Source organism: Massilia hydrophila, from assembly GCF_020208145.1.
Taxonomy (GTDB): Bacteria; Pseudomonadota; Gammaproteobacteria; order Burkholderiales; family Burkholderiaceae_D; genus Telluria; species Telluria hydrophila.
The window spans coordinates 980,467-1,002,583 of the sequence record NZ_JAHYBX010000001.1 but is presented as its reverse complement, the minus strand read 5'-3'; the positions used below and the strand labels follow the sequence as shown (position 1 = coordinate 1,002,583).

Annotated in this window: 23 protein-coding genes and 5 tRNA genes; 2 read left to right on the top strand and 26 right to left on the bottom strand. The window is 65.0% G+C overall.

Translation table 11 applies throughout. The features are described from left to right. The first annotated feature begins 204 nt into the window (after positions 1–204). Positions 205–1,455 carry a hypothetical protein gene (locus LE190_RS04635; RefSeq protein ID WP_225237581.1) on the top strand — a complete coding sequence of 417 codons (1,251 nt, stop codon included), beginning with the start codon at positions 205–207 and terminating at the stop codon, positions 1,453–1,455. A gap of 150 nt (positions 1,456–1,605) precedes the next feature. Further along, a complete protein-coding gene (locus tag LE190_RS04630; RefSeq protein WP_225237580.1) occupies positions 1,606–1,794 on the top strand; it encodes a hypothetical protein in 189 nt (62 codons plus the stop codon). A gap of 129 nt (positions 1,795–1,923) precedes the next feature. On the opposite strand, the gene LE190_RS04625 is transcribed toward LE190_RS04630, so the two are convergent. The 26 genes from LE190_RS04625 to plsX all read right to left on the bottom strand — a co-directional run bounded on the left by LE190_RS04625 (position 1,924) and on the right by plsX (position 22,104). Then, positions 1,924–1,997 (bottom strand) — tRNA-Cys (locus LE190_RS04625). A gap of 74 nt (positions 1,998–2,071) precedes the next feature. Then, positions 2,072–2,147: transfer RNA gene (locus LE190_RS04620), tRNA-Gly, on the bottom strand. Positions 2,148–2,186: 39 nt separating this feature from the next. After that, positions 2,187–2,262: transfer RNA gene (locus LE190_RS04615), tRNA-Gly, on the bottom strand. 56 nt (positions 2,263–2,318) lie between these two features. Further along, positions 2,319–2,394: transfer RNA gene (locus LE190_RS04610), tRNA-Gly, on the bottom strand. Between the two features lie 72 nt (positions 2,395–2,466). Further along, positions 2,467–2,542: transfer RNA gene (locus LE190_RS04605), tRNA-Gly, on the bottom strand. Positions 2,543–2,639: 97 nt separating this feature from the next. After that, positions 2,640–3,221 (bottom strand): CDP-diacylglycerol--glycerol-3-phosphate 3-phosphatidyltransferase, encoded by a 582-nt coding sequence (gene pgsA / locus LE190_RS04600; protein WP_225237579.1) that lies wholly within the window; start codon positions 3,219–3,221, stop codon positions 2,640–2,642. Positions 3,222–3,393: 172 nt separating this feature from the next. Then, entirely contained in the window at positions 3,394–5,298 is a 1,905-nt protein-coding gene (gene uvrC, locus LE190_RS04595; protein ID WP_225238051.1) for an excinuclease ABC subunit UvrC, read from the bottom strand. A 188-nt stretch (positions 5,299–5,486) separates the two neighbouring features. Next, complete coding sequence (gene acpS, locus LE190_RS04590) at positions 5,487–5,900, bottom strand: holo-ACP synthase (RefSeq protein ID WP_225237578.1); 414 nt, start codon at positions 5,898–5,900, stop codon at positions 5,487–5,489. 1 nt (position 5,901) lies between these two features. Then, positions 5,902–6,675: a pyridoxine 5'-phosphate synthase gene (gene pdxJ, locus LE190_RS04585; protein WP_224947319.1), complete on the bottom strand. Its 774-nt coding sequence runs from the start codon at positions 6,673–6,675 to the stop codon at positions 5,902–5,904. Between the two features lie 13 nt (positions 6,676–6,688). Further along, the gene (gene recO / locus LE190_RS04580; RefSeq protein WP_225237577.1) at positions 6,689–7,525 is read right to left on the bottom strand and encodes a DNA repair protein RecO; all 837 of its coding nucleotides are present in this window, start codon (positions 7,523–7,525) and stop codon (positions 6,689–6,691) included. Positions 7,526–7,549: 24 nt separating this feature from the next. Next, on the bottom strand, positions 7,550–8,491 hold the full coding sequence (era, locus tag LE190_RS04575) for a GTPase Era (protein ID WP_225237576.1): 942 nt from the start codon (positions 8,489–8,491) through the stop codon (positions 7,550–7,552). After that, positions 8,488–9,246, bottom strand: a complete 759-nt coding sequence (rnc, locus tag LE190_RS04570) for a ribonuclease III (RefSeq protein ID WP_229516863.1) — start codon at positions 9,244–9,246, stop codon at positions 8,488–8,490. Before rnc ends, era begins: the two co-directional genes overlap by 4 nt. An 82-nt stretch (positions 9,247–9,328) precedes the next feature. Further along, on the bottom strand, positions 9,329–9,724 hold the full coding sequence (locus LE190_RS04565) for a DUF4845 domain-containing protein (RefSeq protein WP_225237575.1): 396 nt from the start codon (positions 9,722–9,724) through the stop codon (positions 9,329–9,331). 22 nt (positions 9,725–9,746) lie between these two features. Continuing rightward, complete coding sequence (gene lepB, locus LE190_RS04560; RefSeq protein ID WP_225237574.1) at positions 9,747–10,664, bottom strand: signal peptidase I; 918 nt, start codon at positions 10,662–10,664, stop codon at positions 9,747–9,749. Next, complete coding sequence (gene lepA / locus LE190_RS04555; RefSeq protein ID WP_224947314.1) at positions 10,665–12,458, bottom strand: translation elongation factor 4; 1,794 nt, start codon at positions 12,456–12,458, stop codon at positions 10,665–10,667. Between the two features lie 428 nt (positions 12,459–12,886). Beyond that, the gene (locus LE190_RS04550) at positions 12,887–13,156 is read right to left on the bottom strand and encodes a glutaredoxin family protein (RefSeq protein WP_224947313.1); all 270 of its coding nucleotides are present in this window, start codon (positions 13,154–13,156) and stop codon (positions 12,887–12,889) included. Next, positions 13,153–14,667 carry a DegQ family serine endoprotease gene (locus LE190_RS04545; protein WP_225237573.1) on the bottom strand — a complete coding sequence of 505 codons (1,515 nt, stop codon included), beginning with the start codon at positions 14,665–14,667 and terminating at the stop codon, positions 13,153–13,155. Before LE190_RS04545 ends, LE190_RS04550 begins: the two co-directional genes overlap by 4 nt. 67 nt (positions 14,668–14,734) lie before the next feature. Beyond that, positions 14,735–15,118: a sigma-E factor negative regulatory protein gene (locus tag LE190_RS04540; RefSeq protein ID WP_225237572.1), complete on the bottom strand. Its 384-nt coding sequence runs from the start codon at positions 15,116–15,118 to the stop codon at positions 14,735–14,737. A 62-nt stretch (positions 15,119–15,180) separates the two neighbouring features. Then, positions 15,181–15,783: an RNA polymerase sigma factor RpoE gene (gene rpoE, locus LE190_RS04535; protein ID WP_225237571.1), complete on the bottom strand. Its 603-nt coding sequence runs from the start codon at positions 15,781–15,783 to the stop codon at positions 15,181–15,183. 63 nt (positions 15,784–15,846) lie between these two features. Beyond that, positions 15,847–16,329, bottom strand: coding sequence for a protein YgfX (locus tag LE190_RS04530; RefSeq protein ID WP_225237570.1), 483 nt, complete (start codon positions 16,327–16,329; stop codon positions 15,847–15,849). Between the two features lie 153 nt (positions 16,330–16,482). Continuing rightward, positions 16,483–17,730 (bottom strand): beta-ketoacyl-ACP synthase II, encoded by a 1,248-nt coding sequence (gene fabF / locus LE190_RS04525; RefSeq protein ID WP_225237569.1) that lies wholly within the window; start codon positions 17,728–17,730, stop codon positions 16,483–16,485. 38 nt (positions 17,731–17,768) lie between these two features. Further along, a complete protein-coding gene (acpP, locus tag LE190_RS04520) occupies positions 17,769–18,008 on the bottom strand; it encodes an acyl carrier protein (RefSeq protein WP_020653257.1) in 240 nt (79 codons plus the stop codon). A gap of 180 nt (positions 18,009–18,188) precedes the next feature. Continuing rightward, the gene (gene fabG / locus LE190_RS04515; protein WP_225237568.1) at positions 18,189–18,926 is read right to left on the bottom strand and encodes a 3-oxoacyl-ACP reductase FabG; all 738 of its coding nucleotides are present in this window, start codon (positions 18,924–18,926) and stop codon (positions 18,189–18,191) included. A 26-nt stretch (positions 18,927–18,952) separates the two neighbouring features. Beyond that, entirely contained in the window at positions 18,953–19,891 is a 939-nt protein-coding gene (gene fabD / locus LE190_RS04510; RefSeq protein WP_225237567.1) for an ACP S-malonyltransferase, read from the bottom strand. 174 nt (positions 19,892–20,065) lie between these two features. Beyond that, positions 20,066–21,052, bottom strand: a complete 987-nt coding sequence (locus LE190_RS04505; RefSeq protein WP_229516861.1) for a beta-ketoacyl-ACP synthase III — start codon at positions 21,050–21,052, stop codon at positions 20,066–20,068. 26 nt (positions 21,053–21,078) lie between these two features. Then, the gene (gene plsX / locus LE190_RS04500) at positions 21,079–22,104 is read right to left on the bottom strand and encodes a phosphate acyltransferase PlsX (protein WP_225237566.1); all 1,026 of its coding nucleotides are present in this window, start codon (positions 22,102–22,104) and stop codon (positions 21,079–21,081) included. Positions 22,105–22,117: the final 13 nt, after the last annotated feature.

Here is a 22,117-nt window from a genome sequence, read left to right as displayed (position 1 = left end):
CCGGCTCCGTATGTCGCGGCAGCCCTGCCCTTCCGGTCACCGTTCTGTCGCGCACGCCTGCGCCGCCCCGGCAACCGACACAGCCCGCATCCTGCGGACCGTACCCTGACGCAGTGCGATTCCGCCGGCATCGTTCAAGCGACCACATCGACCATTCCCGAGCCCGCCGGCAACCACGTTTCACTCTTGGTAGCAGGAGGCATCATGCGACACGAACTGAAAGCGATCTTTGACGACCGCAGCAAAGCCCAGCAGGCGCTGGACGAACTGCTGGTGTCGGGATACCCGCAGGCGGACATGCGGCTGGTGACCGTCTCCGGCATGCGTCCCGGCTATGGCGGCGAGGCATCGGCGCCTCGCTGGCGCGAGCGGCCCGAGACCTCCTCCGCGCGCCTCCTCTCCCGCGTGCTCGGGCTGGCGGACAGCCGCGCCGAAACGCCCGACGCGGGTCCAATGCCGGCGGACAGCCACATTCTCACCCTCGCGACCGATTCGGCCGAGGAAGCCAAAATTGCCACCTCCCTGATCGCCGGATTCATGCGCTACGCCGACGACGAGACGGGCTCCGGCCTGTCCGCTCCACTAGCAGGCATGCACGACGTCTCCCGCCGCAGCACCGCCGTGCCAGGAGCACTGCAGTTTGCCAGACGCGGGGCGAGCCATTATTTCGGCGACCGCAATACCGATGACCCTGCCGGGACAGGGACTACCTGGAAAGAACCAATGCTAGCGGAGGGATTCTGGCCGGGCGCCTTGCCCGGGGGCGCGGTGCTGCGGGACGAGCACACTGGATCGTCCGTCGCCGACCGTGGGGCAAGCGGCGCCTTCCGCTTCGGCCGCGACATGCACGAGGATGAACGCTTCCGCAACCGCGCGTGGTGCGAGTCGGACGCCGACCTGAAGCGGCTATGGGAGGCGAGCGGTGCCGACAGGCCCGGTTGGGACGCGTCCGCGCCAGCGGTGCGCCAGGGATGGAGCAGCACGCATCCGGAGATCGACGACGACAGCTATCACCGGAGTCACTGGCGGACGTCCTACCCCGACACCACCGCGGAAGCCAGGGATCTCCGCCGTCCTGGTCGGGGCGCGCCTGCCGGTGCAACCGGAAGCGCGGGATCACGGGGACATCGGGCCACAGCGACCGCCTGGAAGCACTTCGTGGACACCGTCAGGCATGGCTGGAACAGGACCGGGATCGGCCCTGATCCGGATGAAACCGCCTATCGTCTCCACCACGCCCGCACCTATCCCGGGACCAGCTACGAAGAGCTTGCACCGGTATATCGCTTCGGCCATCATGCGCGCGCCAGGTCCATGTTCCAGGGCCGCGACTGGGATGAGGTCGAGGACGCGCTGCGCGCCGCGTGGGAACTCGACCAAGGCGGGGGCCAGCCAGCAAGCTGGGACGAGATCAGGGCGGCCCTGCGCGCAGGATGGGATGATGACGGGCGCTGAGCAAGCTTACTTGCCTAGTAAACATGTTCTGGGCCTCTCTTTGGCGCGAGCAAGGCCGCTGCCATACGGAGCCAACTGGCGGCGCAGCGATCGTGGTGCGCCGCGCGCGGATGTGCGATACCGTGCGCGCTCCAGAGGAAAAGGGGCGGAATGGAACTGACCAACGAAGTGACGCTCGGCGATGACGTATATTGCTTCGAGAACGCCGAGCGCGTCGCCGAGGCCCGTGCATGGATCGGAGCGAACGGCGGTGACGCAACGCTTTTCCGGCACACGTTTCCCGATGCCCGTCCCGTCAGCACTCACCCTTATGGTTCAGGCAGGCCGCGCGCGCATTAGTATGGGGCAAGGACCTCCCCGACGCGGCACGCGTCGCGGTGCACAGCGGGAAGTGAGAAAAAAATGGCCTCCGTAAAGGAGGCCATTCGTTTTCACCATCAGCGGCTGGCGCTTGCGAGTGAGATGTTCTGGAGGCGAGGACGGGAGTCGAACCCGTCTAGACGGCTTTGCAGGCCGCTGCATAACCGCTTTGCTACCTCGCCAGATTTCATCTTAGGCTAGCTGATCCGGCGGGTTATGTGCCGTATCAACCGGGACGCCATGGCTTCCCTGAATGTGGAGCGGGAGAAGAGTCTCGAACTCTCGACCTCAACCTTGGCAAGGTTGCGCTCTACCAACTGAGCTACTCCCGCTTAGGAGTGAAACACACGCCGCGCGTGCCGTAAAACCTTTGGAGCGGGAGAAGAGTCTCGAACTCTCGACCTCAACCTTGGCAAGGTTGCGCTCTACCAACTGAGCTACTCCCGCATTGGAGTCTTACTATCTTTACTATCGCCTGTCGCGCCAGCCCTTCCTGGGAAGACTGGAGCGGGAGAAGAGTCTCGAACTCTCGACCTCAACCTTGGCAAGGTTGCGCTCTACCAACTGAGCTACTCCCGCGTACAGAACAACGATTATTGCAGAACTTTGACATTTTTTCAAGATCAACCGAACTGGCCGGATCTGGAAAACTGGAGCGGGAGAAGAGTCTCGAACTCTCGACCTCAACCTTGGCAAGGTTGCGCTCTACCAACTGAGCTACTCCCGCTTTGTCTTTCATCCTGCTGCGTTGTCGTCGCAACAGGCAGGCATTATAGAGATTCTATTCCGTACGTCAAGGATGAGACCGAACATTTATTACAAGCTCAGTTGCCCACCTGGGCCTTTTCCTTGATCAGCGGCCAGGCGCGGCGCAAGTAGTAGAACATCGACCAGACCGTCAGCACGCCGGCCAGCCACAGGAAGTACTCGCCCCAGTAGTGGGTATCGATCTGCAGGACCACGTCATGGAACAGCAGCATCGGGATCGCCGTCATCTGGGCCGCGGTCTTGATCTTGCCGAGCGAGCTGACCGCCACCGACTTGGTGGCGCCGATCTGGGCCATCCATTCGCGCAGGGCCGAGATCGTGATCTCGCGGCCGATGATGATGAAGGCGATGATGGCGTTCACCCGGTCCAGCTGCACCAGCACCAGCAGCGCCCCCGCCACCATCAGCTTGTCCGCCACCGGGTCGAGGAAGGCGCCGAAGGCCGAGGTCTGGTTCCAGCGCCGCGCCAGGAAGCCGTCGAACCAGTCGGTGATGGCGGCGATGATGAAGACCAGGGTCGCCGCCAGGTTGCGGTCGGCCAGCGGCAGCCAGTGGGTGGGGAGATAGAAAACGCCTACAACCAGGGGAATCAGCGCTACGCGTAACCAGGTCAGGAGAATCGGGATGTTGAAGGGCATGGAGGAAGCACTGATTACGGGAATGAAAGTTTCCGCGTAAGTCTACATGGGTATTGCAAATTGGACTAGATGACGCGTCTGCATGCCGTATCGCGAGCGTGCGCCCGTGGCCCGCGCCCTGGCACCGCGTGGGCAGGAGACCCGCCCACCCCACGGCCACCGTCCGCGCCCTTCAGTGCAGCTGGCGGTAGATTTCTTCCGCCAGCGTGCTCGAGATGCCTTCGACCGACATCAGGTCTTCCACGCTGGCGTCGATCACCCCGCGCAGACCGCCGAAGCGGGCCAGCAGGCGCTGGCGGCGCTTGGCGCCGATGCCTTCGATCTCTTCCAGGCGCGACGCCTGGCGGGCCTTGGCGCGCTTGGCGCGCATGCCGGTGATGGCGAATCGGTGCGCCTCGTCGCGGATCATGGCCACCAGCATCAGCGCGGCCGATTCCTTGCCCAGCTCCTGGGGCGCGCGGCCGTCGGCGAAGATCAGCGTTTCCAGGCCCACGCGACGGCCCTCCCCTTTCGCCACGCCCACGATCATCGAGACCGGCAGGCCGAGCTCCTCGAACACCTGGCGCGCCATCTCGACCTGGCCCTTGCCGCCGTCGACCAGCACCATGTCCGGCGTCACGCCCTCGCCGTTCGCCACCTTTTCGTAGCGGCGCTGCAAGACCTGGCGCATCGCGGCGTAGTCGTCGCCCGGGGTAATGCCGTTGATGTTGAAGCGCCGGTATTCGCCGTTCTGCATCGCGTGGTGATGGAACACCACGCACGAAGCCTGGGTCGCCTCGCCTGCCGTGTGGCTGATGTCGAAGCATTCGATGCGCAGCTCGTCCAGCGTCTCGGCGTCCAGGTTGAGCACATCCGCCAGGGCGCGCGTGCGGGCCTGCTGCGAGCCCTGCTCCGACAGCAGGCGCGCCAGCGAGATCTCGGCGTTCTTGCAGGCCAGCTCCAGCCACTGGCGGCGCTGCCCCTGCGGCTGGAAGATCAGGTTGATGCGGTGGCCGCACTGCTGGGCCAGCGCATGGATCAGTTCCGGCTGGTCGAATTCGATGTTCAGGATCAGGGTGCCCGGGATGAACTGGCCGGCATAGTGCTGGGCCAGGAAGGCGCACAGCACCTCGGTCTCGATCGGGCATTCTCCCAAAGGTCCACCCAATGCGTCACCCACGTGCGTCGGAAAATAGGCGCGGTCGCCCAGGTGGCGCCCACCGCGCACCATGGCCAGGTTGACGCAGGCGCGCCCGCCCTGCACCACCACCGCGATCACGTCGACATCGGCGTCGCCAACGGTCTCCATGCTCTGCGCGTGCAGCACCTTGGACAGGGCCTGGATCTGGTTACGCACACTGGCGGCGCGCTCGAATTTCAGCTCCATCGCGTAGGCTTGCATCTTCTGCTCGAGGTCGGCCAGCACCTCGGTCTGGCGCCCGCGCAGGAAGCGCGCCGCGTTGTCGACATCGCGCTGGTAGTCTTCCGGCGCGATCAGGTCGACACAGGGGCCACTGCAGCGGCCGATCTGGTGCAGCAGGCAGGGACGCGTGCGGTTGCTGTACACGCTGTCCTCGCAGGTGCGCAGCAGGAACACCCGCTGCAGCAGCTGGATCGACTCCTTGGCCGCCCAGGCGCTCGGGAAAGGCCCGAAGTACTGGTTCTTCTTGTCCAGCGCGCCACGGTAGTAGGACATGCGCGGCGCCTCGCCGCTTGAAATCTTGATGTAGGGGTAGGACTTGTCGTCGCGGAACAGGATGTTGTAGCGTGGCTTGAGCGACTTGATCAGGTTGTTTTCCAGGATCAGGGCTTCGGCCTCGCTGCTGGTCACCGTCGTTTCCAGCTTGGCGATCTGCCCCACCATCATCGCGATGCGCGGGCTCGACAGGTTCTTCTGGAAGTAGCTCGACACCCGGTTCTTCAGGTTGCGCGCCTTGCCGACGTACAGGACCTTGTCATTGGCGTCGAAATAGCGGTACACGCCCGGCAGCCCGGGCAGCCTGGCGACCGTGGCCAGCACCTGCTCGCGCGCGCCGGCGCTGGGTTGCACCGGCGTGCGCGCATCGCCTTCGAGGGTGGCCTTCAATTCTTCCTTCATCGCCTGCCAGCCGTCGGGACGGGGGCGCGGGGCCGGCACTTCGGGCCTGGCGCTGGCCTTGCGGGTACGGGCGGGCTTGTCGGCCACCGGCGCGGGAGCCGGCATGGCCGCGCCATTCGCGGCCACATACGCCACCGGCGCTTCCGCTGCTTCGGGCGCCCCCTTGTCTTCGGGTTTTGCTTCGGACATCACTCTGCCATCGTGTCGCCCGGCGCCTGGGTCACGATCACGAAGGCGACGCCATAGTCGGCTTCGTCGCTGATCGTCACCTGGGCGCTGAGCCGGTTATCTTGCATGAATTGCTGGAGGGCGCCGCCGCAGACGATCACCGGCTTGCCGCTCGGGGCGTTCAGCAGCTGCATCGAGCGCCAGGTCATGGGCATGCGCATGCCCAGCCCGATCGCTTTGGAAAACGCTTCCTTGGCCGAGAAGCGGGTGGCCAGGAAACGCAGGCCGCGCACCGCGTTCTTGCTGCTGCGCGCGTGGTATTTTTCAAGTTCCTGGGGGCCGAGGATCTTCTCGGCGAAACGCGGGCCGCTGCGTGCGAGGGCGGCCTCGACACGCGAGATCTGGACGATGTCGGTGCCGATGCCGTAGATCATGTCAGCTCCCCGCTCCGTAGCGCACGCCAAGGCGCGCCGCCACCATGATGGCCTTCATCTCGCGCACCGCGTTTTCCCAGCCCACGAACAGGGCGTGGCCGACGATCGCATGGCCGATGTTCAGCTCGTGGATGTCGGCGATGGCCGCGATCGGCTGCACATTGGTGTAGTGCAGGCCGTGGCCGGCGTTCACGCGCAGCCCGCGGCTGGCGCCGGCATGCACACCGGCCTTGATGCGTTCGATCTCGCGCGCGACCTCCTCGCCTTCGGCTTCGGCATAGCGCCCGGTGTGCAGCTCGATCACGGTGGCGCCGACCGCGCTGGCCGCCTCGATCTGGGCCGCGTCGGCATCGATGAACAGCGAGACGCGGATGCCCTCGCCCTGCAACTGCCGCACCGCGCTCTCCACTTCCTTGTAGTAGCGGATGACGTCGAGGCCGCCCTCGGTGGTGACTTCCTCGCGCCGTTCCGGCACCAGGCACACGTCCTGCGGCCTGACCTGGCAGGCGAAGTCGATCATCTCGCGCGTCACGGCCGCCTCCAGGTTCATGCGCGTGCCCAGCTGCGGGCGCAGGGCGATCACGTCGGCATCCTTGATGTGACGGCGGTCTTCGCGCAGGTGCAGCGTGATCAGGTCGGCGCCGGCCTGTTCGGCCAGCAGGGCCGCGCGGATCGGGTCCGGATAGCTGGTGCCGCGCGCGTTGCGTACGGTGGCGACGTGGTCGATGTTGACGCCGAGGTCGATGACGGAGCCAAGGGGTTGCAGGAAGCTCATGGTGTTCTTTTATCTAAAGTTGCATCAGGTCGATCAGGATCTGGCGCGTATTCAGCGGCGCGCCGCCCAGGTGGTGCGCCAGCAGGAAGCGCATCAATTGCTTGCTCTGCCCCTGCGTCTGCGGATCGCTGTAGTCCTCGCGCTCCATGTCGAGCAGGGTCTTACCGAGCACCACGGGCCAGATGTCGGCCGGCACCGCTTCGCGCGCGCCTTTTTCCGGATCGACCACATAGTCGCGCGCCGGGTCGACCGGCGCGCGCGTCGTGGTCGAACGCCCCAGGTCGGCGGCCACGCCCGTCTCCTTAAGTAAGGCCCTTTCGAATTTTCGCAAGACGATCGGCGGCGGTTCGCCATGGGCCAGCTGGTTCAGGGTCGAGACGTAGTGGTCGAACAGCAGCGGATGCTTATCGTCGCGCGCCAGCAGTTTCACCAGCAGTTCGTTCAGGTAGAAGCCACACAGCAGCGCGGTCTTTTCCAGCGGCAGCATGCCGCCTACCCATTCGGCGTCGATCAGGGTACGCAATTCATGCTTGCCGCTGAAGGACAGCGACAGCGGCTGGAAGGTCTGCAGCACGCCGCGCAGCTTCGACAGCGGGCGCTTGGCACCCTTCGCGACCACCCCCACGCGACCGTAATCGCGCGTAAACATGTCCACGATCAGGCTGGTTTCCTTGTACGGATAGCTGTGCAGCACGAAGCCGGGCTGGCCCGTCACGCGCGTCTCGCGCACGGGCGGACGGCTACGCTTGCCCGCAGCCGTGGCGGAGGCTGCCGGCGCGGCGGCTGGCGTCGATACCGCGCCTCCGGGTGGCGCATCCGGCGTGTCGATGTGGTCGTCGTGGTCGGGCATGCGGGTGGGCGGGCCTCCGGCAGCTTACTCGTAACCGTAGGCGCGCAGGCCCGCTTCGTTGTCGGCCCAGCCGGACTTGACCTTCACCCAGATCTCCAGGTACACGGGGCCCCCGAACAGCTTTTCCATGTCCAGGCGCGACTGGGTCGAGATTTCCTTCAGGCGCGCGCCTTTATTACCGATGATCATGGACTTGTGCGTATCACGCTCGACCAGGATGGCGCAGAAGATACGGCGCAGGTTGCCTTCCTGCTGGAACTGCTCGACCAGCACCGTGCTGGTGTAGGGCAATTCGTCGCCCAGCAGGCGGAACACCTTTTCGCGCACGATCTCCGCCGCCAGGAACTTTTCGCTGCGGTCGGTGATGTCGTCCGGTCCGAAGACCGGCGGGTTTTCCGGCAGATGGCGCTTGATTTCGTTTTCCAGGGCATCGACCTGGAAACGCATCTTGGCCGAGACCGGCACGATGGCCGCGAAGTCGTGCATGGCGGCGATCTTCTGGGCGAAGGGCATCAGCACCGCCTTGTCCTTCATGCGGTCCGACTTGTTGATCACCAGCACCACCGGGACGTTCTTCGGCAGCAGCTCCAGCACCTGCTGGTCGGCCGGGCCGAAGGTGCCCGCCTCGACCAGGAACAGGATCACGTCGGAAGACGTCAGGGTGTTCGAGACGGTCTTGTTCAGCGTCTTGTTCAGCGCGTTCGCATGGCGGGTCTGGAAGCCCGGCGTATCGACGTAGATGAACTGGGCGTTGTCACGGGTCTGGATGCCGGTGATGCGGTGGCGCGTGGTCTGTGCCTTGCGCGAGGTGATCGACACTTTCGCGCCGATCAGCACGTTCATCAGGGTCGATTTGCCGACGTTCGGTCGGCCGACGATGGCGATGTAGCCACAGCGGAAGCCTTCGGCCCCGCCCTGGTCGATGCCATGTTCGGTATTGCTGCTATCGGTAGGATCGGTACTCATGCTCGTTTGCTTCCTGTTGGTTCGGCCGGAGCGTCGCTCTGGATGGTGGCGATGCCCAGTTTCAGCTGGGCGGCGCGCGGCTTGGCTTTCCTGGCTGCCGGTGCTTTCGTCAGCGCGCCCTGCGCCGCTTCGAGCGCCAGGCGGGCGGCGGCCTGCTCGCCGGCGCGGCGGCTGCCGCCGCGGCCGAAGACCTGCACGTTCAGCTTCGGCACCAGGCATTCGACCTCGAATTCCTGGCTGTGGGCGGCGCCATGGGTGGCGACCACGTTGTAGGTCGGCAGCGGGATCTTCTTACTCTGCAAGAACTCCTGCAGCAGGGTCTTGGCATCCTTGCCGAGGGTGGCCGGGTCGACCGTATCGAGCAGCGGGATGTAGAAGGCGCGGATCGCGTCGCGTGCGGCATCGAAACCGGTGTCGAGGAAGATCGCGCCCAGCAGGGCTTCCAGCGTATCGGCCAGGATCGACGGGCGGCGAAAGCCGCCCGACTTCAGCTCGCCCTCGCCCAGGCGCAGGAACTGCGAGAGCTCGAGCTTCTGGGCGATCTCGAACAGCGACTGCTGCTTGACCAGGTTGGCGCGCAGGCGCGACAGGTCGCCTTCGTCGAGATGGGTGAAGCGCTCGTACAGGATCGAGGCCACCACGCAGTTCAGGATCGAGTCGCCGAGGAATTCCAGGCGTTCGTTATGCAGCGCGCTATGGCTACGGTGGGTCAGGGCTTGCTGGAGCAGGCCGGTGTCCCGGAACGTATAACCCAAGCGTGTTTGCAATAACTGTAGATTCATTGTGCTGTCGTGGTTGCGCCGGCGCCCTCGCGCGCGGCGTTCTGGTACTGGCCTGTTACTGGTCCGCGTCGGCCCGCGGCGCCATCCCGTTCGGGTCGGTCGTGCCCGCGTAATCGATGAGCAGGCTGACATTGCCCATCAGCGGCACCCGCTTTTCATAGGCAAAGCTGATCTGCACTTCGCCGTCGTCGCGGGTGATGACCAGGTCGCGGCCGTGGATCGCCGAGACATTGTTGATGCCGGCGTTCTTGTCGAAGGCTACCTGTATTTCGCGGGTCGTGCCGCCAGTTTCCTTGGCGCGCACGATCGCATCCTTGATCGCGCTGTATTCGGTGTAGGTCGGCACCAGCTTGAGCGCAAACACCGCCAGCACGCCGAGCAGGGCCAGCGCGAGGATGAGGCCGGTCAGCGAGATGCCGGCCTGGAAAGTCTTGGAACGCAGTTGACGCATCGTGTTCTCCGCTACCTGGATATTACTGGATGCTACCGATCCGTTTCGGATTGCTGAGGTTCATCCAGACGACGATCGCCTTGCCAACAATGTTCTTGTCCGGAACGAAGCCCCAATAGCGGCTGTCGGCACTGTTGTCGCGGTTATCGCCCATCATGAAATAGTTGCCTGGAGGTACGATACAGGTAAATTTGTCGTAGGAATAGTCGCAAGCTTCACGATGGCCGACGAAATCAACGGCGCCCAGGTCGAAGCTGCGCCTGTCCTCGGTATTCAGGATGCGGTGCGGCACGCCGGTCAGGTTTTCCATGAACTGCTTGTGGTACATCGGATGCTGGTCGTCCAGGTAGTCGTCCATCGGCGTGTACGCAACCGGCTTGCCGTTCACGGTCAGGCGCTTGTTTTCATAGGTGATCTTGTCACCCGGCACGCCGATGACGCGCTTGATGTAATCCTGGCTCAGGTCCTTCGGATACTTGAACACCATCACGTCGCCCCGCTGCGGTGCGCCGACCTCGATCACCTTCTTGTTGATGATCGGCAGGCGGATGCCGTAGGCATACTTGTTCACCAGGATGAAGTCGCCCACCAGCAGGGTCGGCACCATCGAGGAGGACGGGATCTTGAACGGCTCCCACAGGAAGGAACGCAGGATGAAGACCAGGGCGATCACCGGGAAGAAGCTGCCGGAGTACTCGACCCAGGTCGGCTGGCGCAGGTGAGCCTGCTCGATCGCCGCGCGCCCGTTGCCGCTGTCGGGCTTGATGCCTTCGCGGCGCAGTTTCTCGTTGCGCTCGTCGTACTCGCGCAGGGCGAGGTCGGCGGCGCGGCGGCGCTGCTTGGACAGCACGAACACGTCCAGGCACCAGATCGTGCCCGTAACCACCATCAGGACGAACAGGATCAGGGCAAAATTGCTCAGCACGGTTTGGATATCCATTTATTTTTCTTCCACCTGGAGGATGGCCAGGAAGGCCTCCTGCGGGATCTCCACCGAACCGACCTGCTTCATGCGCTTCTTGCCGGCCTTCTGCTTTTCCAGCAGCTTCTTTTTACGCGAAATGTCGCCGCCGTAGCACTTGGCCAGCACGTTCTTGCGCAGCGCCTTGACGTTCTCGCGCGAGATGATGGTCGCGCCGATCGCGGCCTGGATCGCCACGTCGAACATCTGGCGCGGGATCAGTTCGCGCATCTTGGCCGCCACCTGGCGTCCACGGTAGGGGGCGTTGGCGCGGTGCACGATGATCGCCAGCGCGTCGACCTTCTCGCTGTTGATCAGCATGTCGACCTTGACCACGTCGGCGGCGCGGTATTCCTTGAACTCGTAGTCCATCGAGGCATAGCCGCGCGAGGTGGATTTCAGGCGGTCGAAGAAGTCGAGCACGATTTCCGCCATCGGGATCTCGTAGTGCAGCTTGACCTGGCGGCCATGGTAGGCCATGTCCATTTGCACACCGCGCTTGCCGTTACACAGGGTCATCACGGCACCGACGTACTCTTGCGGCATGTACAGGTTGACGTCGACGATCGGCTCGCGCACTTCGTTGATCTTGGACGGTTCCGGCATCTTCGACGGGTTGTCGACGCGGACCATGCTGCCGTCGCGCATCTCGACCTCATACACCACGGTCGGCGCGGTGGTGATCAGGTCCATGTCGAACTCGCGCTCGAGGCGTTCCTGCACGATTTCCATGTGCAGCAGGCCCAGGAAGCCGCAGCGGAAGCCGAAGCCCAGCGCCTGCGACACTTCCGGCTCGTACATCAGGGCAGCGTCGTTGAGCTTGAGCTTTTCCAGCGAGTCGCGCAGGGCGTCGTACTGGTTCGCTTCGACCGGGAACAGGCCGGCGAACACCTGCGGCTGCACTTCCTTGAAGCCCGGCAGCGGTTCGGGAGCCGGCTTGGCGGCCAGGGTGACGGTATCGCCCACCTTGGCGGCGGTCAGTTCCTTGATACCGGCGATGATGAAGCCCACCTGCCCTGCCGACAGCTCCTGCAGCGGCACCGAACGCGGGGTGAACACGCCGACGCTCTCGACCAGGTTCACGGACCCGGTCGCCATCAAGAGGATCTTTTCCTTCGGACGCAGGGTGCCGTTGACGACGCGCACCAGCATCACGACGCCCACATAGGGGTCGTACCAGGAATCGACGATCAGGGCCTGCAGCGGCGCATCCTTGTCGCCCTTGGGCGGCGGGACCTTCGCGATCAGGGTTTCCAGCACGTCTTCCACGCCCAGGCCGGTCTTGGCCGAGCACACGGTAGCGTCGGACGCATCGATGCCGATCACGTCCTCGATTTCTTTCTTGGCATTGTCCGGGTCGGCGTGCGGCAGGTCGATCTTGTTCAGGATCGGCACCACTTCCACGCCCAGGTCGAGCGCCGTGTAGCAGTTGGCCACCGTCTGCGCTTCCACGCCCTGGCTGGCGTCGACCACCAGCAGCGCGCCTTCGCAGGCCGACAGCGAACGCGACACCTCATAGGAAAAGTCGACGTGGCCCGGGGTGTCGATCAGGTTCAGGTTGTAGACCTGGCCGTCGCGCGCCTTGTACTGCAGCGCCGCGGTCTGGGCCTTGATGGTGATGCCGCGCTCGCGCTCCAGGTCCATCGAGTCGAGCACCTGGGCGTCCATTTCGCGTTCCGACAGGCCGCCGCACAGCTGGATGATGCGGTCGGCGAGGGTCGATTTGCCGTGGTCGATGTGGGCGATGATGGAAAAGTTACGTATGTTGTTCATTAACAAAGCTCAAAACCAGAAAGGCCGCGGAAAGCGCGGCAGGCTACAGCGATCAGGACAAAACGAAATCGTCATGCAAAAAAGCGCTCCGTGGGGGCATGCCGGGCCCCGGCAGAAGCGCTTGCGAAAGCGATGGAATGGCGCGTGCAAAGGGCAGACGCTTTTCCGACCCCGGCATTTTACCGGATTCCGCGGCGGAAAGCCCGGTTTTGGGGGAGCTGCCAGGCAGAAAGCAGGTTTTCTTGCCAGTCCGGGCCGATTTGGCGGGATTCGTAGGGTGGCGGCGCTATCGCGCCGGATGATCTGCAGCCTTGCCTCCCCGCGCACGCGCCGCATGTCCCGCCCCCACGGCGTCCTGCGCGCTGGCGTTGAACGCGTGGGCGGCCCTGGATTCGCGGACTGGTCGGCGGCGGGACTAGCCGCCTTCCCTACGCGGCGTCGGCCCAGCCGCGCGCGGCCGCGGCATCGAGGAAGTAATGGCACAGCTCCTGCCCGGACGGGTCGCCGAACAGCACCGGCACCAGTTCGTCGAAGCGCGCCAGCAGGGCCGGATCGGCATCCACGTCGAGCACCTCGACCTCGAAGCGCTCGCCGGGCCGCTGCAGGGCCAGCAGCGCCTGGCGCATGTCCTCGCACAGGTGGCAATAGCTGCGCGAGTACAGCGTAAACGGGATCACCCGCACCGGCGGCACGCTCATTGGCGCGGTTTCACGACGACGTACTGGCTGACGCCCTCGCGCCGCACCAGGAGGGCGACCGGCTTCTTCGGATCGAGCTTGGCGACCAAGGCGCCGAACTGGGCGGCATTGCCCACCGGCGTGTTGCCGACCTGGGAAATCACGTCGCCCGGCTGGATGCCGGCCGTGGCCGCGCTGCCCTGGACATTCTCGACCAGCACGCCGCTCTCGACGCCGAGCTCGCCGCGCTGGGCCGGCGTGATGTCAGACACCACCAGGCCAAGCGCATTCGGCGCTACGCCGGGCGCCGGCTTCTTCGGCGCCGGACGGGCCGTGGGCGACTTCTCTTCCTGCAACTCGACGATGGTGACCGGCAACTCGAGCTGGCTGCCGCGGCGCCAGACGGTGACGGTGGCGCGGCTGCCGACCTTGGTGGCACCGACCAGGCGCGGCAGGTCGCGCGTGGTGTCGATCGCCTGGTTGTTGAACTTCAGGATGATGTCGCCGACCTTGATCCCCGCCTTTTCCGCGGGACCGCCGGCCTCCACCATCGCCACTTCGGCGCCGCGCGCCTTGCCCAGGCCGAGCGACTCGGCGACGTCGCGCGTGACTTCGCTGATCTGCACGCCCAGGCGCCCGCGGGTAACCTTGCCCGTGGTTTTCAGCTGGTCGGCGACGCGCATCACTTCGTCGATCGGCACGGCGAAGGAAATGCCGTTATAGGCGCCCGAAAGCGTGGCGATCTGCGAATTGATGCCGATGACTTCGCCGCGCATGTTGATCAGGGGGCCGCCCGAATTGCCCGGGTTGACGGCGACGTCGGACTGGATCAGCGGCAGGTATTCGCCGGTATCGCGCGACTTGGCCGAGATGATGCCGGCGGTCACGGTGTTGTCGAGGTTGAAGGGCGAGCCGATCGCCACCACCCATTCCCCGACCCGGATCTTGCTCGAGTCGCCAGTGCGCAGGTAGGGCAGGTTGCCGGCCGAGAGCTTGAGCAGGGCCACGTCGGAACGGCGGTCGGCACCCAATACCTTGGCCTTGAACTCGCGGCGGTCGGTGAGCGTGACGGTGACTTCGTCGGCGCCCTCCACCACGTGGGCATTGGTGAGCACGAAGCCGTCGGCCGAAATGATGAAGCCGGAACCGACGCCGCGCGTCACCTGCTCTTCCACGCCGCCGCCCTGCCCGCCGGGCCGGCCGCCGCGGCCGCCGCGCGGGATCTGGCCGCCGAAGAAGCGGCGCAGGAATTCCTGCATTTCCTCTTCGCCGGGCACGCCCTGGCCGCGCGTGACGCGCTCGGTGGTGCGGATGTTCACGACGGCCGGACCGACCTTGTCGATCAGGTCGGAAAAATCAGGCAGGCCGGTCACGACCGGGGCCTGGACCGGCGCCGCCGCCAGTGCGCCGGACGGGACGGCAGCGCAGGCCAGCAGGAGGGACAGGGCCAGTCCGGCGCCGCGCACGGCGCGCGCATGGAAAGACAGTCGGGAGGGGGCGCGCACCTGCGCGCTGGACGAATCGCGGGTCATGGGATGGCATGGAAGGCTGAGATTGACTTTATGGTAAGCCAAAACCCGCAGCTTGTCGCGCTGCGCGTTACGGGATGCGGGTCAATGCACAGGCGGTGGCGCCCGGCGCCGGCTGCGCCCCATCGGCGCCGTCAAGCGGCGCGAGCGTTGGAGAAATGGCGGACAGGGCACCGGCCGCGCCCGCGGGCGGTGCCGGGGCGCGCCGTGGCGGCAGCGGTTCGGCGGCCAGCCTGGCGGCGAGACGGTCGGAGAAAGCGGGCGACAGCTCCGGCGCATACGCTTGCGCCGGCGGCGGTGCGCGCAGCAGGTCGCCGATGCGGTGGTACAGGGCCCAGGTCTGGCGCCCGTCAGGTTCGCGCAGCGAGGCCAGTGCGAGCTCGTGCTCGCTCTCCGGCAGTTCGCCGTCGGCAAAGGCCGAGATGTTTTCGCGTGTCTTCCTGTTGGTGTCCATGTGAATGCCGCTTTGCCAGCCTGCGCCCTGTTTGCTGTTCCGCCCGCTTACGATCCCGCTATTCAGCGGCGTTTGTCAACCGGGAAATCGAGTAATGGACGCAATTTCTCGGCGATAACTTCGCGCGCACGGAAAATCCGGCTGCGCACGGTGCCGATCGGGCAGGCCATCACCTCGGATATCTCTTCGTAGCTCAATCCTTCGATCTCCCGCAACACGATCGCCGTACGCAACTCCAGCGGCAGTGCTTCCATCGCCGCATTCACCGTCTGGGCGATCTGCTTGCTTGCCAACATCGACTCCGGCGTGTTTATGTCGCGCAAGCTGTCCGCATCGTCAAATCCTTCCGCCCGTTCCGCATCGGCGTCGGTGGAGGTCGGTGCACGGCGGCCCTGCGTCACGAGGTAGTTCTTGGCGGTGTTGATCCCGATCCGGTACAGCCAGGTATAAAAGGCCGAATCGCCGCGGAAATGGCGCAAGGCGCGGAAGGCCTTGATGAAGGTTTCCTGCACCACGTCCTCGGCTTCGGCCGGATCGTGCACAAGGCGCGACACCAGGCGCATCAGGCGGCGCTGGTACTTGGCCACTAGCAGGTCGAACGCGCCCCGGTCTCCCCCCTGGACGCGCTCCACCAGCGCCTGATCTCCCTCGCGTTCTGTCGTCACGGACCCCTGCCCCATCGGCTGCACCGGTCCTCCCTGATTAAGAGTTGGCCCGCTGCAATAAGTTCAAAGTATTTTGTGTGCGATCGATGACGCGTCCACTGCCCCGCGGCCCGTGCCGAGCGCCACCGCCAGCGCACGAAAGCCCTCTGGCGACACGCTGTCGGGCAGGACCACCAGCGTCCGGCAACGGCCATTGTCCAGGCCCAGGCGCAGCACCATTATCCGCGGCCACACTGTCGAGCCGGGCAGCAGGCGCACCGGTCGCGAGGCCTGGCTGTCCGGCCGCACACCCTGTTGTACCGTCAGGTGTAGCTGGCCGGGTCCAGAAAGATCAATGCGCTGCTGCGTTGCGCGCCGCAGCGCAGCATGCAGCAGCGACAGGGAAGCGGCGAGCAGCATGGCCACGGCCAGGATGGCGGCGCGGTAGCGGCCGGGCGCGGCCATGGCGACGCCAGCCGCGGCGGCGGCCAGCACGGCGCCCATGGCCGCCAGCAGCCAACGCAGGCGGCACGAAGGCGCGATGACGATGCTCAGCGCATGCGGCATGGCGGCAGGAGGGCAGGTAGCAAGGGGGTATTACTGGCGCCGCAAGCCGGGACCGTGCAAAGAGCACGGCGCTGCAACGAAGGAAGCGCAGGACCGAACGGTCGAGGCTGTCAGGCGCCCATCCCGGTTAGACCGGAATGGGCGTGGTCAGGTTCAGACTTTCGCGAACACGAGGGTACCGTTGGTACCGCCGAAGCCGAAGGAGTTCTTGACCGCGTAGTCGATCTTCATGTCCCGCGCCGTGTTGGCGCAGAAGTCCAGGTCGCATTCCGGATCCTGGTTGAAGATATTGATCGTCGGCGGCGAAACCTGCTTGTGGATCGCCAGCACGGTGAACACCGATTCCAGGCCGCCGGCGCCACCGAGCAGGTGGCCGGTCATCGACTTGGTCGAGTTCACGACGATATTCTTCGCATGGTCGCCGAACACGCGCTTGATGCCGCGCACTTCCGCCACGTCGCCCAGCGGCGTCGAGGTGCCGTGCGCATTGACGTAGTGGACTTCGCTGGCGTTCAAGCCGGCGTTGTGCAGTGCCGCCACCATGCAGCGGGCGGCGCCGCTGCCATCCTCGACCGGCGAGGTGATGTGGTTGGCGTCCGCGCTCATGCCGAAGCCGATGACTTCCGCATAGATCTTCGCGCCGCGCTTGACCGCGTGTTCGTACTCTTCGAGCACCATCACGCCGGCGCCCTCGCCCAGCACGAAGCCGTCGCGGTCCTGGTCCCACGGACGCGACGCGGTGGTCGGATCGTCGTTGCGGGTGGACAGCGCCCTGGCCGAGGCGAAGCCGCCCAGGCCCAGCGGCGAGACGGTCGACTCGGCGCCGCCAGCGATCATCACGTCCGCGTCGCCGTACTCGATCAGGCGGGCAGCCGCGCCGATGCAGTGCAGGCCCGTGGTGCAGGCGGTGACGATCGCCAGGTTCGGGCCGCGCAGGCCGAATTTGATCGAGAGATCGCCCGAGATCATGTTGATGATCGAGGCCGGCACGAAGAACGGCGAGATCCGGCGCGGACCCTTGGCCGTGTACTCTTCCTTGGTGGCTTCGATCATCGGCAGGCCGCCGATACCCGAACCGATGGTCACACCGATGCGGTCCGCGTTTTCCTCGGTCACGACCAGGCCCGAATCCTGCAGGGCCTGGATGCCGGCGGCCATGCCGTAATGGATAAAGCTATCCATGTGGCGGCCTTCCTTGCCCGGCAGGTAATCCTCGACATTGAAGTTCTTCACTTCGCCGGCGAAACGGGTCGTGAACTGCGAAGCATCGAACTTGGTAATGTTGGCAATGCCCGACTTACCGGCCAGCGCCGCTTCCCACGCCTCGGCAATGGTGTTGCCGATAGGTGAAATGCAGCCCAGGCCGGTAACGACGACACGGCGGTTGCGTGAACGGCTCAAGCGATTCTCCCAGAAACTTTTAAAGCGACAGCGACAGCTTAGGCCTTGACGTGCGCGGTGGCGTAGTCGATGGCTTGCTTGACGGTGGTGATCTTCTCAGCCTGCTCGTCAGGGATTTCCATTTCGAACTCGTCTTCCAGTGCCATCACCAGTTCCACGGTGTCCAGCGAGTCAGCGCCGAGGTCGTCAACGAACGAGGATTCGATTTTGATGTCTGCTTCTGCAACGCCCAGTTGCTCAGCGACGATTTTTTTAACGCGTTGTTCGATATCCGACATGTTATGGCTCCATTAGGTATGTGTTGCGGAAAGTGCGCGCATTTTATCAGGTTTGCGCCGTGAAAAACTACTTTCGGCGATTACCGCTATTTCCACCGAAATTACTGCTAAAAGAAGCGAATGCGCCGTTTCTCGCGCACGCGCGTGCGCAGCCGGGCGCGCTTCGCCTGCTTTTCGCGATCAATTCATGTACATGCCGCCATTCACGTGCAGTTCGCTGCCCGTGATGTAGGCGGCGGTCGGGCCGGCCAGGAAGGCCACGGCGTGGGCGATGTCCTCCGGCTGGCCCAGGCGGCCCAGCGGGATCTGCTGCAGCAGTGCGCCATGCTGGTCTTCGCCCAGCGCCTTGGTCATGTCGGTATCGATGAAGCCCGGCGCCACGCAGTTGACGGTAATGTTGCGGCTGCCGATCTCGCGCGCCAGGGCGCGGGTCATGCCGGCCACGCCGGCCTTGGCGGCGGCGTAGTTCATCTGGCCCGGGTTGCCCGAGGCACCCACCACCGAGGTGATGTTGATGATGCGGCCGTGTTTGGCCTTCATCATCCCGCGCAGGACCAGGCGCGACAGGCGACCGACGGCCGTCAGGTTGGTGGAGATGACGCTGTCCCACTCCTCGTCCTTCATGCGCATGGCCAGGTTGTCCTGGGTGATGCCGGCATTGTTGACCAGGATGGACAGGCTGCCAAAGGATTTCTGCACCTCGTCGACCACGGCGCCGCACTGGGCGGCATCGGTGACGTTCAGGACCACGCCCTTGCCGCCGAATTCGTTCAGGTAGTCGCTGATCGCTTGCGCGCCGGCTTCGCTGGTGGCGGTGCCGACCACTTTCGCACCCTGGCGCGCCAGTTCCAGCGCGATGGCCTTGCCGATGCCGCGCGATGCGCCGGTGACGAGGGCGACTTGGTTCTGCAGGTTCATGCTCTTCCTTTTCTTGTCGTATGTATTCAGGCGGCCTGGACCGATGCCAGCACGCGCTCCAGCGCTGCCTGGTCCACCAGGGCTTCGCCGGCCAGCACCGGATCGATGCGCTTGGCCATGCCGATCAGGGTCTTGCTCGGGGCGCACTCGATCACCTGGGTGACGCCGCTTGCCACCATTTTCTGCATCGTCTCGACCCAGCGCACTGGACCGGCGGCCTGGCGCACCAGGGCATCCTTGATCGCAGCCGGATCGTGCAGGATAGCGACGTCGACGTTGTTGATCAAGTCGATCCGCGGCGCCGAGAAGGCGATGTTCTCCATGTAGTCGCGCAGGCGGTCCGAGGCAGGCTTGAGCAGCGAGGAGTGGAACGGCGCCGACACGGCCAGCTTCATGGCGCGCTTGGCACCCCTGGCCTTGGCGATCTCGCAGGCGCGGTCGATCGCGCCAGCATGGCCGGCGATCACGATCTGGGTCGGCTCGTTGAAGTTGACCGCTTCGACCACCTCGCCCTGGGCCGCTTCGGCGCACACCGCGCGCACATCGTCCGCGGCCAGGCCCAGCACGACGGCCATGCCGCCCTGCCCGACCGGCACCGCGTCCTGCATCGCCTGCGCGCGGAAACGCACCAGCGGCACCGCATCCTTGAATTCGATCGCGCCGGCGGCGACCAGGGCCGAGTACTCACCCAAGCTGTGGCCTGCCACCACGCTCGGGACCGGGCCGCCGGCCGCGATCCAGGCGCGGTACACGGCGACGGCAGCCGTCAGCATGACGGGCTGGGTGTTGGTGGTGAGGTCGAGGTCTTCCTTCGGGCCTTCGGCGATCAGCTTGCCGATGTCGAAGCCGAGGGCATCCGAGGCTTCCAGCACGGTCTGCTCGACGACCGGATTGCCGGCGAAGCCGTTCAGCATGCCGACGGCCTGGGCACCCTGGCCCGTAAACAGGAATGCGAATTTGCTCATGTCTTCTTCTTTCTATACGCAGATGCGTGGCCTGCCTGCAGGGTGGGCGGGTTTCCCGTCCACGCGCCCAACTTACAGACGCACTGTGGCAACGCATACCATGATTGAACGCGTGGGCAGGAAACCTGCCCACCCTACGCATCGCGGCGGCACATGCGCCGCGGCGCAAAACGCTTACATGCGGGCGAGGATCGCGCCCCAGGTGAAACCGCCGCCGACGCCTTCCATCAGCACGTTATCACCCTTGCGGATGCGTCCATCGCGCATGGCGGCATCGAGTGCCAGCGGGATCGAGGCGGCCGAGGTGTTGCCATGCTGGTCGACGGTGACGACCATTTTTTCCATCGGCAGGCCGAGCTTCTTGGCGGTGCCCTTCATGATGCGCAGGTTGGCCTGGTGCGGGATCAGCCAGTCGATGTCGGAGGCCTGCATCTGCGCATGGGCCAGCGCTTCCTTGGCCACTTCTTCCAGCACCGTGACGGCCAGCTTGAACACGGCCGGGCCATCCATGTAGAGGAAGCCGCTGCCGGCGACCGCACCGCCGGCCAGGTTGCCCGGCACCGACAGGATGCCGGCGTGGCTGCCGTCGGCGTGCAGCTTGGTGGCCAGGATGCCGGCCTCGTTCGAGGCTTCCAGCACCACGGCGCCGGCGCCGTCGCCGAACAGCACGCAGGTGGTGCGGTCGCTGAAGTCGAGGATGCGCGAGAACACTTCGGCGCCGATCACCAGCACCGACTTGTAGACGCCGGCGCGGATGAAGGCGTCGGCGGTCGAGACCGCGTACACGAAGCCGCTGCACACGGCCTGCACATCGAACGCGGCGCTGTTGTTGGCCATGCCGAGCTTCTGCTGCACGATGCAGGCAGTGCTCGGGAAGCTCCCGTGGAAATCGGGGGTGGAGCTGGCGACGATCACCAGTTCGATGTCGCCGGGCTGGCGGCCGGCGCTTTCCAGCGCCTTGCGCGCGGCATGCACGGCCAGGTCGGAAGCGTTCTCGTCGGGGGCCGCATAGTGGCGGCTCTCGATGCCGCTGCGGGTGACGATCCATTCGTCGGACGTCTCGATGCCGCTCTCGGCCAGCTGGGCCGCGAGCTCGTCGTTGGTGACGCGCTTGGCCGGCAGGTAGCTGCCGGTACCGGTGATCTTGCTATACACAGTCATCTCTCCACCATCCTGCTTGGTTCTGGTTACGCCTGGCGCTGGGAGTCAGGCGAAGTCGGCATCAGTTCGGCGATCAGCGCCGACAGTTGCTCTTGAACATCGTATTTGGCCGCGTCGTAGGCGCGCTTGATTGCCCATTCGAAGGCGAAGGCATTGGCCCCGCCGTGGCTCTTGAACACCAGGCCTTTCAGGCCCAGCAGACCGGCGCCATTGTAGCGCTCGGGATTGAGTTTCTTCAGCGATTTCCGGGCCAGCAAGGCGCCGGCGATCGACAGGATGTTCTCGGTGAACACCGACTTGAAGAAGCGCGACAAGCCTTCGACCGCCTTGAGCGTAACGTTGCCGACGAAGCCGTCGCAGACCACCACGTCCACGGTGCCCTTGAAGATGTCATTGCCTTCCACGTTGCCGTGGAAGTTCAGCTTGCCGCGCTCATGGTCGGCGCGCAGCAGGGCGCCGGTGGCCTTGACCACGTCGTTGCCCTTGATTTCCTCGGTGCCGACGTTGAGCAGGCCGATGCTGGGGCGCGGAATACCTTCCATCGCCGAGCACAGCACCGAGCCCATGATGGCGAACTGGTGCAGGTGGTGCGGTTCACAGTCCACGTTGGCGCCCAGGTCGAGCATGTAGGTCGGGCCGTTCTTCTGGTTCGGCATGATCGAGCAAATCGCCGGGCGGTCGACGCCGGCCATGGTCTTGAGCACATAGCGCGAGACGGCCATCAGGGCGCCGGTATTGCCGGCCGAGACGCAGGCGTTGGCCCCGCCGTCCTTGACCAGCTCGATCGCCACGCGCATCGACGAATCCTTCTTCTTGCGCAGGGCGATTTCCAGGGGATCGTCCATGGTCACGACCTCGGTCGCGTGCTTGAGGGTGATACGGGGATGGCCTTCCGCGCGATGCTTCTTGAGCTCGGCGCGCAGGGTATCTTCGAGACCCACCAGGATGAGGTGGACGTCAGCTTGTTTTTTTAGAAACGAAATGGCTGCCGGAATGGTAACTGAGGGGCCGTGGTCTCCGCCCATGCAGTCAATGGATATGGTGATTGTCATTTGTTAGGGATGC